Genomic DNA, 13,496 nt, shown 5'->3' with positions numbered 1-13,496 from the left:
TGATTAACATTGTCTGCTTATCTCATTATAGATAACCATCCTTTTTTAACCGTTCCGTCTCCAATGTCTATCACATAAAAATAAGTACCTGTTGGCAGCATATCTCCTCTACTAATAACTCCAGACACATTGGCCGTTCCGTTCCAATCATTTTCATAATGCTGTTTGCTGTAAACCAATGCACCATATCTGTTGTACACTTTCAACTCATTGTTTGGATACGATTCGATACAGTCAATTCGGAATAAATCATTAGCACCATCATTATTTGGTGTAAACTCATTATACACTGTCAAACAAATTGGATCAACAGAAGCGGAAGCCGAGTTGTTTGCTGCAGAAATATCTAAAGGAGTTGAAATTTCAATAGTTGCAACAGATAAATAATCAGTTCCATGAACTACTTCAGCAACAATTGTAAGCACTACACTTTGACCAGCATTTAGTGTTGGAATTGTCCAAAGCTGTGTTATTGGGTCAAATGTTCCTTGAGTTGTGCTTGAACTAATTAATTCATAACCGTTAGGCAATAAGTCGCTTACAAGTGTATTGATGAAGTTTCCTTGTCCAACATTATTTACTGTTACTGTAAATGTTATCTGCTCACCAAAATTTGGAGTTGGATTACTCACTGTATTAGTAATTGTTAAATCTGAACAAGTTGCTACTGTAACATTTAATGTTTTAGTAGTTGTTTCATCACAAGTGTTGATGTATGTAACTTTTACTTGACCAGAACCAATATCTGACCATGAAATTGTTACATTTCCATCAGCAGTTCCTCCGCCAGAAATAATTGTTCCGTTGGTAACTGACCAAACATAATTTGATTTACCATTTGCTACTGAATAAGTTACACCTTGGAAAACACATGGAGTATCGTCGCTTGTTGTAATTGGAACCAAAGCATCATTTTCAAAAGCAATTGTGATTCCTAATCTTGTTGCGCTTTCACATCCATTTGTTGTACTTGCAAGAGCCGAAGCATAGTAAGTTCCAGCAGTTAATTGTGTATTTGCTGCTAAAGGTGTTCCGCCTGTTGCAGAAGAATACCATACTACATTTGGTTCATTTACTAAGATATTCGCAAGTGTTGGCAATTTTGACAAACAGAATGTTTGTGTTGTTCTTGGTGTTGTAATCACTCCCGGAGTATTTACATTTACCACAACTGCCAAACGTACTGGATTCTCACAACCTATTGCACTTGAAACAGCTCCGTAATATGTTCCTGTAACCAATGCTGTTGCTGCTGGAATTGCTGTTCCTCCTGTTGGTGTACTATACCAAACTACATTTGCTTCATTAACCTGAATATTAGCAACTGTTGGTGCATTTAGTGTACAGAAGTTCTGAACTGCATTCGTTGTTGTTGGTGTCGGACTTGGGTTTGTAACCGTAACCGTAACCTGTAAACGAGTTGAACTTTCACATCCTGTAGCAGGATCTACAATATTTCCAAAATAAGTACCTGTGGTTAAAGCCGTTGTTGCTGGAATTGCTGTTCCGCCAGTCGCTGAACTAAACCAAGTTACATTACTTTCGTTTACCTGAATATTCGCAATTGTCGGTGCTGATGTTGAACAGAAGCTTTGAGAAGCATTTGTTGTAGTAGGATTAATTGTATTTCCAACTGTAACATTTACAGCTAATCTTACATTGCTTTCACAACCAGTTACCGGATCTTTGATTGCTCCATAATAAACGCCAGTCGCTAACGAAGTTGTTGCAGGAATTGCAGTTCCGCCTGTTATAATACTGTACCAAACCACATTTGCTTCATTTACTTGAATATTAGAAACTTTTGGCATATTTCCTGAACAGAAAACCTGAGTTGCATTTGTAGTTGTTGGAGTCGCTGGATTTGTCACATTAATTGTCACACTTAATCTTGTTGCACTCTCGCATCCTGTTGCTGGATTGCTGATTGCAGCATAATAAGTGCCATTAGTCAAAGCTTGAGTTGATGGAATCAATGTTCCTCCTGTCAAGGCAGTGTACCAAACAATGTTTGCTTCATTGAACTGAACGCTTGCAAATGTCGGAGCATTTACCAAACAGAAGTTTTGTGTTCCTGCATTTACTAATGTCGGAGTGCCTGGATCGTTTACATTGATTACAACTGCCAATCTTGTTGCGCTCTCACAGCCTGTCGCTGGATCGCTGATTGCAGCGTAATAAGTACCGCTTGCCAATGCCTGAGTCGATGGAATTGCATTTCCTCCTGTCTTAGCATCGTACCAAACGATATTTGTCTCGTTGAACTGAACGCTTGCAAAAGTCGGAGCATTGATCAGACAGAAATTCTGAGTTCCTGCGTTTACCAATGTCGGTGTGCCCGGATCATTTACATTTATTGTTACGCTCAATCGTGTCGCGCTCTCGCAGCCCGTCGCTGGATCGCTGATTGCGGCATAATATGTGCCACTTGCCAATGCCTGAGTCGATGGAATTGCATTTCCTCCTGTCAAGGCATCATACCAAACGATATTACTTTCATTGAACTGAACGCTGGCAAAAGTCGGAGCATTGATCAAACAGAAATTCTGTGTTCCTGCGTTTACCAATGTCGGAGTTCCTGGATCGTTAACGCTTATTGTCACGCTTAATCTTATAGCGCTCTCGCAGCCTGTTGCCGGATCGCTGATTGCAGCATAATAAGTACCGTTAGTCAAAGCTTGAGTTGCAGGAATCAATGTTCCTCCTGTCAAGGCAGTGTACCAAACGATATTGGTTTCATTGAACTGAACGCTTGCAAATGTCGGAGCATTTACCAAACAGAAGTTTTGTGTTCCTGCATTTACTAATGTCGGAGTTCCCGGATCGTTTACATTTATTGTTACGCTCAATCTTGTCGCACTTTCACAACCTGTTGCCGGATCGTTGATTGCAGCGTAATAAATGCCACTTGCCAAGGCTTGAGTTGATGGAATCAATGTTCCTCCTGTCAACGCTGTGTACCAAACAATATTTGTTTCATTGAACTGAACGCTGGCAAAAGTCGGAGCATTGATCAAACAGAAATTCTGTGTTCCTGCGTTTACCAATGTCGGAGTTCCCGGATCATTTACATTTATCGTTACGCTTAATCTTGTCGCGCTCTCACAGCCCGTTGCTGGATCGCTGATTGCGGCATAATATGTGCCACTTGCCAATGCCTGAGTCGATGGAATTGCATTTCCTCCAGTCATGGCATCATACCAAACGATATTGCTCTCATTGAACTGAACGCTTGCGAATGTCGGAGCATTGATCAGACAGAAATTCTGTGTTCCTGCATTTACCAATGTCGGAGTTCCCGGATCGCTTACATTTATTGTAACGCTCAATCTTGTCGCGCTTTCGCATCCTGTTGCCGGATCGCTGATTGCAGCATAATAAGTTCCGTTAGTCAAAGCTTGAGTTGATGGAATCAATGTTCCTCCTGTCAAGGCAGTGTACCAAACGATATTGGTTTCATTGAACTGAACGCTTGCAAATGTCGGAGCATTTACCAAACAGAAGTTTTGTGTTCCTGCATTTACTAATGTCGGAGTGCCTGGATCGTTTACATTGATTACAACTGCCAATCTTGTTGCGCTCTCACAGCCTGTCGCTGGATCGCTGATTGAAGCGTAATAAGTACCACTCGCCAATGCCTGAGTCGATGGAATCAAGTTTCCTCCTGTCATTGCATCGTACCAAACAATATTGGTTTCGTTTAACTGGACGCTTGCAAAAGTCGGAGCATTGATCAGACAGAAATTCTGAGTTCCTGCGTTTACCAATGTCGGTGTGCCAGGATCATTTACATTTATTGTTACGCTCAATCTTGTCGCGCTCTCGCAGCCCGTTGCTGGATCGCTGATTGCGGCATAATATGTGCCACTTGCCAATGCCTGAGTCGATGGAATTGCATTTCCTCCTGTCAAGGCATCATACCAAACGATATTACTTTCATTGAACTGAACGCTTGCGAATGTCGGAGCATTGATCAAACAGAAATTCTGTGTTCCTGCGTTTACCAATGTCGGTGTGCCCGGATCGTTAACGCTTATTGTTACACTCAATCTTGTCGCGCTTTCACAACCTGTTGCCGGATCGCTGATTGCAGCATAATAAGTGCCATTTGCCAATGCCTGAGTTGACGGAATTGCATTTCCTCCTGTCATGGCATCGTACCAAACGATATCGGTTTCATTAAATTGAACACTTGCAAATGTTGGAGCATTTACCAAACAGAAATTTTGTGTTCCTGCGTTTACCAATGTCGGCGTGCCAGGATCGTTCACGTTAACAACAACCGCCAGACGAACACTACTTTCACAATTCGTAATCGGATCTTTTGCTGTAGCATAATAAGTACCGTTTACTAAAGCATCAGTAGATAATAAAGGGGTTGTTGATGTATTGCTATTGTACCAAACTACATTAGATTCATTTACTTGGATATTAGCAACTGTTGGATTATTGATCAAACAGAAATTCTGAGTAGAATTTGTTGTAGTTGGTGTATTTGGATCACTAATAATAATTACAGCATCTTGTAATGTTCCTGCAAGATTTTCACAAGTTCCATCGCTAGAAACTGCAACATAATAAGTTATTGGGCTCACAGCTCGTGTTAAACCTGTAACTGTTAAAACTCCCATCGTGCTTACTGAATAAGTTACTCCTGCAGGCGTGTTGTTTACAAGAGGAGTTTTATTGTTGTCAGCGTACCAAGTGAAAACAGGATTTGTCAATGTTGGTGCAGTTGGTGTCAATGACGCTGCAACTCCATTACATACTGTTACATCGTCTACTTGAATATCCGTTGCCACTGACGGAGGCAAAATAGTAAATGTTATTTGTTTTCTATCTGCTTCGGCAGTTTCGCAATATTCATCTGAACTCACACCAACAAAATAGGTATAGGTTCCTGGCACTAAACTAGTCACCGTTAATGATGGCCCTGTTGCACCAGCGATTGGCTGGCTTGTTGTTCCATCAAATTTGTACCAATGATATACTGGATTTGTAAATGTTCCAACCAAATTTGTAGCCAAAGTTACAGTTCCTGAAGGTGCACAAATTGAAGTTGCTGATCCGCCGTTCAATGTAATGTCAGCTAAAATATTTTCTGGACTAGTTGCTCTAACCTCAACTGTAACTTCGCCTCTTGTCATTGCTTCACATCCGTAACGAACTGGCTGAACATAATATTTATATATTCCCGCAGCTAATGTAGCTGGAACTGTATAAGTAATACCGTTAGCAACAATTGCACCACCTGTAGGGGAATCATACCAAACATAAGTCGAACAAGCTTCTTGTGGTATTTGGAGCGTTACTGTACCTCCTGGACAAACTGTAACCTTATTAGTTGGGTCTCCTCCTATAACCGAAGTATTTGCAACACGCTCAACTGTGTGAACTCTTAAAAATTCTAGAACACCTGCAACACCACCAAAACGAATTCTCACTCTATCATACGATTCTGTTGGTGAAGAAACCAATACCATCGCCATTGTATTTGCCGATAATAATTTCAAACTTAGTAATGTACTATTATTTTGAATTGGAGCTCCAACTGCAACGTTTCCTAAATAACGCTGAATGCTAAAACCTGTCAATAAATTAACGTTCAAAATTGTACCTGGTTTTGAAATCACAATTCTTAATGTATCGCTAACAACAGATGGCGTTTTAAATTGAACTGTCATATCTGCCGAAGCAAGAACTCCTGCTCCACTGTACATTGTTGCGAAAGTTGTAACATCATTATCAGCTACATTCCAAGCATCGCTTACTCCAACAGTTGAAGTCAGTGCTCCAACTGGAAGTCCTAAATCAGTTGTTCCGTAAAAAATATCTTGAATGTCACCAGGTGTACATGCAACAGTAGTAACCGATTTTTTATAATAAGCCTCATAAACTTTCGTATTTTGAGCAACACTCAAAACAGCTCCTGATATAATTCTGATTCCGTCATAATCTTGCGGACCTGCTGCATTTGAAGGAACAAAAGTAAATTCATACGCATTATCTCCCGGAAGCACATTCAATAACGCTCCAGAAACAGATTGCATTACTCCGATATCAACTCCAGCTTTTCTTCCAATAACAGAAACTCCTTGTGCAACACCTAAACCGCTGTATTCAGAACCAAGCTTAACACTTACTGGTGTTCCTTTTGCAATCGTTGCTGGCCAGGTTAAATCTTGCCAAGTTGTACCAATTCCTAAAAGTCCAACTCCTGTTGTGATAGTTGAAAATGTCTGTGGATTTCCATCAACTGCGTTAGCTCCGTTAGAAACTCCTCCAGTTACAATTGAGCCAGAGCTTTGTGCTGTAGCATATACTCTTTCAGTTAATGATTGACAATTGTCTGGATCTTTAACATTGATAGAAAGTGTCCCTGTTACTGAACATGATCCTAATGTCGCCACAACAGTATAAGTATAAATTCCCGGAACATTTAATGCTCCCGTAGAAAAAGGAGGACCTGCCAATGCATTTCCTTGCGGATCATACCATGCCAATGTTCCATTCGAAGTTGCATTTAAAGTTACATTTGTACCTTGAGCAACAGATTGAGCAGGATCGACAGTCAAGCTTGGCAGCGGATTAATTGTTACATTTACTGCTTGTTTTGTAGATGGACAATCAACTCCGTTTGCTTGAGCCTGAACCGAGTAAACACCACTAATTGTTATGTTCATAGCTGCTTCATCTGTCATAACTGCGTCTGAAGGGTCAAAGAAAGTATATGTTGTATTGCCAGTTGTGTCAAATGCCGTAATAGCATTTTTTAAGTTAGCACTTCCACACGCAACTAATGGAGATGTTACAGCCAAAGTTGTAGTAGTTGCTGGAAAATTAACAACTACTGATTGTAGCGTATTTGCATCGTTTTCACAAGTTACAGTATTTCCAACAGAAACAAAATATGTATAAGATGTACCAGAAGTAAAGCCATTAATAGTAAGTGCTCCAGTAGATGGATCTTTAGAAAAAGTAATCCCAGGTTGTGCCACTACTGTTGAACCAGTTGTAATTTCTTGTGTTTTAGCTTGATCTGTATAGTATTTAAATTGTGCTCCTGTCAAATTAGAAGTTGGAGACAACACTGCAGTTCCTGCACAAGATGACACTACTGAACTAGCAATCGTAACATTTGACGCAACTGCTAATGGTAGAACAGTTACCGTTACTGGCTGACGTACACTATTAACACAAGTACCTCTTACTGTTTCAATATAGTATGTTTTTGAACTTGTTAAATTTCCTGTATTATACGTATTTGTGTTTGAGGCCAAAGCTGTTCCTGCACTAGCAACATCATACCAATTAAGTACATCGCCTGCCGTAGTTGAAGCTGTTAATGTTGTTGAAGTTCCTGAACATATTGGTGAAGAAGCACCCGTAATACTCGCTTCTTTGTATCTAAACGAAGCCCCATAAATATCTAAACTAGATATTACAGTTGCTAGTCCTCCTAATCGAACTTCTACAGCTGTAAAATCCCCAGAAGTTGTAAAACTTGCTTTAAAACGATCACCTCCTAATAATTGAACACTAACTAATGAGCCTATATTAACTTGATCACTATTTGGTGTTGCTCCGTTATAACTTCTTAAAGTTATATAAGAAAGTGCAGTTACATCAGCTATTCCACCAGGAATACCTAATTCAACATCTATAATATCTCCCGATTTTCCTGAAGTCGAAAAAGTAAGCATCTGCTGCATATAATCATCAACTAGACCTAGTGCAACAGAAAGTCTTGCTGCTGTCGCATCATTGCCATCAACTGAATCAGCGTCATTAGCAGAGGAACATAACAAACAACCTGTCAAACCTCCTCTTGAAGTTACTTGTGCATTTGCTTGCAAACAAGATGTAATTGGCGCCGGAGGCGTAACCACAACATTTATTGTAGTTCTTGTAGCACTAACGCAATTTGAAGCACTTCTTGCTTCAATGTAATATGTTTTATTTGCCGTTAAAGCTGGACTTGGAGTATAACTAGGATTAGTCGCTAAAGCTGTTCCTCCTGTAGGCACGTCATACCAGTCATAAACTACTCCTCCCACAGGATTTGAAACCTGCAAAGTAACAACTTGCCCTGACGGAATTATTACTGTCGAAGAAGCTACAGTCGGATCTGCTGGCAATGGATTAACAGTAATAGATGCTTGTGCACGAGTTGGACTTGTACAACTTCCAATTACGGATTCAACATAATAGTTTGTTGAAGATGTTAAAGCTGGTGTTGTAAAAGAAGTTCCTGTGAACACCAAATTACCACCTGCTGCCGCATCATACCAGTTATAAGTTGTTCCCGCTACCGGAGACTGAACTGCTATGGTAGCCGTTTGTCCTTGACAGATACTTGCAGAACCTCCTGTTAGAGTCGCTACTACAGGATCATTAACCGTAATTGGGACTGCAAAGCGTACACTGTTTACACAACCATTTCGAGTTATCTCTGCCCAATAAGTTGTATTGGCAGTCAAATTTGGTGTGGTAAAAGCTGCAGTACTTGCCAATGAAGCGCCGCCAGTGGCTGCAGAATACCAGTTAACGGTTTCTCCAACAGCAAGGCCTGCAGTTAGTGTAGTATTTTGTCCACTACAAATAATTTTATTTCCAGTAACATTTGGATCAGCATATCTATAACTTGCTTGATAAATATCCAAGCTTGTCAAAGCCGATACCAAACCACCTAAACGAACTTCTACACGATCAAAATTTGCGCCAGCAGTAATACTAGCTCTAAAGCGGTTTCCTCCCAATAATTGAACACTCAATAAATTATTTATTGAAACTCTGTCATTATTAAAAGTTGTTCCATTGTAAGTTGCTAAACTGATATAATTTAATAAACTTAAATCAAGAACACCGCCTGGCAATTCTAATTCAACATCTATAATATCTCCTACTTTACCAGGATTGTTAAATTGCAATGTTTGCTGAATCCAGCCATTTATCAAACCAACAGGAACTGTTAAACGCGCTGCAGTATTAATATCTCCGTCAACAGAATTATCAGGATTTGTACTGCTACACAATAAACAAAGACCATTTAAACTGGTTTGTTGACTGTTTGCTAATAAACAGCCACCAGCCGGAGTATTTATAACATTTACTGTAATCGCAGTTCTTGATGCGCTAACACAACCGCCAGTTACACTTTGAGCTTCTACATAGTACGTTTTTGAAGCAGTTAAAATTGGAGTGGTGAACGTTGATGTATTGGTTGCAATTGCCGTTCCTCCTGTTGGAACATCGTACCAATTTAAAGTCACTCCAACTTCAGATGTTGTTGCACTTAAAGTCGCATTTTGTCCTGATTGAATAGTTACACTTTGCGTCAATGCTATAGCAACCGCAGGAACTGCAGTCGATACAACATCAACTTGTGCACGAGTCGGACTTATACAACTTCCGATAACTGCTTCCACATAAAACCTAGTCGTACCAAGAGGAACTGTTGGCGAATAAGAATTTCCTGTTGCTAATACTGTTCCTCCTGATGATACAGAATACCAATTATAAGTGGTTCCCGGAATCGGATTTATCAAAGACAATGTAGTTTGCTGCGTCGCGCCAAAAGAACACACTGCCGTTCCTGAAGAACTAATTGCAGGTGCTACCGGGTTAGAGACATTAATAACAACTGGTACTCGATTATTTCCTTCACATCCACCTGCTCGAGCTACTCCTATATAATAAGTAGTGTTTGCTGTTAAGCTTGGAGTTGTGTAAGTGTTTCCTGTTGCCAATGCTGTTGTCGAAGAAGCCGAACTGTACCAAGCTAAAGTAGTACCAGCCACAGAAGTAGCAGTCAAAGTTGTTGATGTTCCAGAACAAATCGTTTGATTTAAGCCTCCTGTTACTGTAGGTTTAGCAAAATCCAATCGAACATCATAAACTCTTAAACTAACCAGAAGACTTAAAAGTCCTCCAACTTGAATTTGTACTTGATTGGCATCACCCGGTACAGTGTATCTCACCTCTCCGATGGCATTGCCAGATAACAAACTTAGGTTCAAAACTGGGCTGTTAAGCGCCACTCTTGGACCTACATTTGTTCCGGAAAGTTTGGTTTGAATGGATACGTTAGACAATAGTCCAACATCAAGCAAACCATTTCCTGTACCCAAATAAAGTACAATTTCATCGCCCGCTTTAACAGTCTGATTCAATGTCATGGTCTCTTCGACCATACAAAGAAGTCCGACCGCATTTTGCAGCGTCGCAAATGTCGTTAGCCCCGGATCATTGTCGTAGGCCAATGTGGGATTACTTACATCTAAACCTACACATAATAGACCTGCTTCACTGTTTGTTTGAGACACTGGTCTACAAACAGACTGCGAAAAAGCATTACTACATAATAGGAATAAAAATAATAGCCCCACTAATCTCTTCTTAAAGATGAGATCGCAAAAAGTAAAATTTCTTTTCATAATTTGGAAGATTAGAAAATGGACAATAAAAAACCTGCTGCGATAAACACGTATGTTTATGCAATTTTAAAAAACACTAATAATCAACAGTTTAAAATATAATTTAAAGTATTTGGGGCTTACCTATAAATTACATTTCAGTTTAAAAAACATTTGGATTACACATAACTATGTATACCATAGAGCACTATTATTCATTTTGAATAATGAGTTCCTCAAAACCTTTAGGAAATACTGATCTAGACCATTCTTCCTAACGAAGTGATTTGTTTGAAGCTTAATTTTCATAAAAGAAAAATTAAATTACTATGTGCGGGGGAATTTTTTTATTCATATTCTAGTTCCAAAGCTATAGAAGTTGATTAGGCTCCGTCAGATTTTCTATTCAGAAAAATCCAAAACATTGAAACTTTTAAAGCAATAAATAATAATGATCGCAATTATTTAAAAAACAAACACGACACAACATTATTCATTAGCAAAGCCGCCGACAGGGGCTTGAAAACAAATTAATACTATTATGAATAGATTTTTGGAACAAATCCAAAGTTGAATACAATGAAAACTTGTGGGCAAATTTTATAGCTAACAATAAGCTTAATAGAGTAAGAATAATTTGAACACCTAATGCAAACTTGATAATGAGAGTAATTGTCAATTCCATACGCGTATTAATTAAGTTACTTAAAAAATAATACCGATAAACACTTTTAGTTCAAAATTCAAAACATTAAACAAACTACTCTAAAAAAGATCTCATTTTAAGAAACCAAGTTGTTTTGTTTAATCTTTCTATTTCAAAAATAGGAAAAATAAAATCAAATAACAATCTAATATTTCCATTTTTTTTCTAGATCTGAATTGAAAAAAGCGACATAAACGACAAATACATAAGAAAAAACACCATTTTTACTAGGAAAAACAAACTTTATGAAGTGTATTAAAAACACGTTTATTTAACGTTAATTTTTAATTATCAAAGAAAAAACCTACAATTAATCCAATTCAAACGTTATAGATTTAACAATAAATCTAAAAAAGATAGAAATATTATCTTTTTAACGCAAAAGTCTTAAAATATTGAGAAAACTGAAATAAACACGTAAAACTACGTGCTCGAAAAAAAAATAAAGATTAAACAAATGTTAAAAAAATAAAAAAGATTAAACAATTTTACAACAAACTGTTTAATCTTTTTAATATTTAAAAAACTAATTTATCGCCTAATTAAGACTCAATAATCGAATTGATCTGTTTAAACAATTGTCCATCACTTAAAAAAGCCCCTTGTTGAATCAATTCAAAAATTGAAGAATTTCGATCTTCAGTAAAAACTTTTTTTCCAACTTTCATTTCTATTGTTTCCGTAAACATATTATCACTCAACCACTGCAAACCTTCTTGAGTTAAAAAATCAGTTTCTGGAACTAGCGATTTCAAAACGATAGATTGAACATAAGTCTCGAAACATTGAAATAAAAAAATATGATTTTTAGAAAAATGCTCTAAAAATTCGGCCCTACTCAAAACGCCTTCCCAGATCAAATCTGAAAAAACATCTAATTCCTGCTCAGCAACTTCAGGTTTATTTATTTTAAGAGAATCCCACTCCGCTTTATCAATTGCCTGAGTTGCTAAAAAACTTGCAAATTCTGCATGCAATTCATCAAATTGCTCTTTTGTTAATCTTGCGTATTTCATTTTATTTATGCTTTATGCATTATGTTATAAACTTCAAGCGAATAACACTTTATTGTTTTTTCTATTAAACAAAAAAATCCCGATTTTCATCGGGATTTTTATATAGATTTTTAAAACTATTACTTTTCAGCAACAATTTCGTAAGCTAATTCAACGATTACATCTCTGTGTAAACGAACTGTAGCATTGTATTTACCAATACGTTTTACAACACCGCTAGTGATGAATTTTCTATCGATAGCATTACCAGATTTCTCTAAAGCTTCAGCGATATCGATGTTAGTGATAGAACCAAAAAGTTTCTCTCCACCAGCTTTTGCAGTAAGTTTAATTTCAAGAGCTTTCAAAGTTTCAGCCAATGTTTTTGCATCAGCAACAATTTTAGCTTCTTTGTGTGCTCTTTGTTTTAGGTTTTCAGCTAAAACTTTTTTAGCAGAAGGAGTTGCTAAAGTAGCAAAACCTTGAGGAATTAAAAAGTTACGACCGTAACCAGGTTTTACAGATACTACATCATCTTTAAATCCTAAGTTCTGTACGTCTTGTTTTAAAATAAGTTCCATGTTGTTGTCCTTATATTTTAGAAGTTAGGTTCTATTATTAGAAACCAGCGACTAGAGTTTTTAATTATTTTAATAAATCGGCCACGTATGGCATTAAAGCTAAGTGACGAGCTCTTTTTACAGCTACAGAAACTTTTCTTTGGTATTTTAATGAAGTTCCAGTTAAACGACGAGGAAGAATTTTTCCTTGCTCATTAACGAATTTCAATAAGAAATCAGCATCTTTATAATCGATGTATTTGATTCCTGATTTTTTGAAACGGCAATACTTTTTAGTTTTGTTAGTTTCAATGTTTAAAGGCGTTAAATATCTGATATCTCCGTCTTTTTTTCCTTTTGCAGATTGTTCGATTGTAGACATAATAATTACGCTTTAGTAGATTTTAATTTTGCTCTTCTTCTCTCAGCCCATGAAATAGCATGTTTATCTAAACTTACAGTTAAGAAACGCATAACTCTTTCATCACGTCTGAATTCAGTTTCAAAAGCTAAAAGAACTTCTCCAGCTACTTTGAATTCGAATAAGTGATAAAAACCACTTTTTTTGTTTTGGATTTCGTAAGCCATTTTTTTAAGACCCCAATCCTCTTTCGATACCATTTCTGCTCCTCTACTAGTAAGAAATTCTTCAAATTTCGTTACTGTTTCCTTCACCTGAACCTCAGATAAAACGGGATTTAAAATGAAAACAGTTTCATAATGATTCATAAATAAAATATTTATTTGTTAAAATTGGGTGCAAAAGTAAGCATTATTTCTGTATATCCAACTTTTTTTTGCTTTTATTCGTCATAAAGCA

The 13,496-nt window shown here is 37.5% G+C and carries 5 protein-coding genes; all 5 read right to left on the bottom strand.

Annotated elements, in window-relative coordinates; genetic code table 11:
* Positions 1–17 precede the first annotated feature (17 nt).
* Positions 18–10,325, bottom strand: a complete 10,308-nt coding sequence (locus tag SCB73_RS15165; protein WP_320567046.1) for an Ig-like domain-containing protein — start codon at positions 10,323–10,325, stop codon at positions 18–20.
* Between the two features lie 1,338 nt (positions 10,326–11,663).
* Positions 11,664–12,137: a DUF6495 family protein gene (locus SCB73_RS15160; RefSeq protein ID WP_320567045.1), complete on the bottom strand. Its 474-nt coding sequence runs from the start codon at positions 12,135–12,137 to the stop codon at positions 11,664–11,666.
* Positions 12,138–12,256: 119 nt separating this feature from the next.
* The gene (gene rplI / locus SCB73_RS15155) at positions 12,257–12,697 is read right to left on the bottom strand and encodes a 50S ribosomal protein L9 (protein WP_320567044.1); all 441 of its coding nucleotides are present in this window, start codon (positions 12,695–12,697) and stop codon (positions 12,257–12,259) included.
* Between the two features lie 64 nt (positions 12,698–12,761).
* Positions 12,762–13,058 carry a 30S ribosomal protein S18 gene (rpsR, locus tag SCB73_RS15150; protein WP_002987043.1) on the bottom strand — a complete coding sequence of 99 codons (297 nt, stop codon included), beginning with the start codon at positions 13,056–13,058 and terminating at the stop codon, positions 12,762–12,764.
* Positions 13,059–13,063: 5 nt separating this feature from the next.
* Positions 13,064–13,405: a 30S ribosomal protein S6 gene (rpsF, locus tag SCB73_RS15145; protein ID WP_068842999.1), complete on the bottom strand. Its 342-nt coding sequence runs from the start codon at positions 13,403–13,405 to the stop codon at positions 13,064–13,066.
* Positions 13,406–13,496 lie beyond the last annotated feature (91 nt).

The sequence above is a fragment of the Flavobacterium sp. KACC 22761 genome (genome assembly GCF_034058155.1).
GTDB lineage: Bacteria > Bacteroidota > Bacteroidia > Flavobacteriales > Flavobacteriaceae > Flavobacterium.
The sequence above is the reverse complement of the archived record's forward strand: the minus strand, read 5'-3'. Positions and strand labels throughout refer to the sequence as shown.

Coding starts and splice junctions, on each gene's coding strand:
- SCB73_RS15160 (WP_320567045.1), bottom strand. CDS start 12,137: ATGAAATACGCAAGATTAACAAAAGAGCAATTTGATGAATTGCATGCA.
- rplI (WP_320567044.1), bottom strand. CDS start 12,697: ATGGAACTTATTTTAAAACAAGACGTACAGAACTTAGGATTTAAAGAT.
- rpsR (WP_002987043.1), bottom strand. CDS start 13,058: ATGTCTACAATCGAACAATCTGCAAAAGGAAAAAAAGACGGAGATATC.
- rpsF (WP_068842999.1), bottom strand. CDS start 13,405: ATGAATCATTATGAAACTGTTTTCATTTTAAATCCCGTTTTATCTGAG.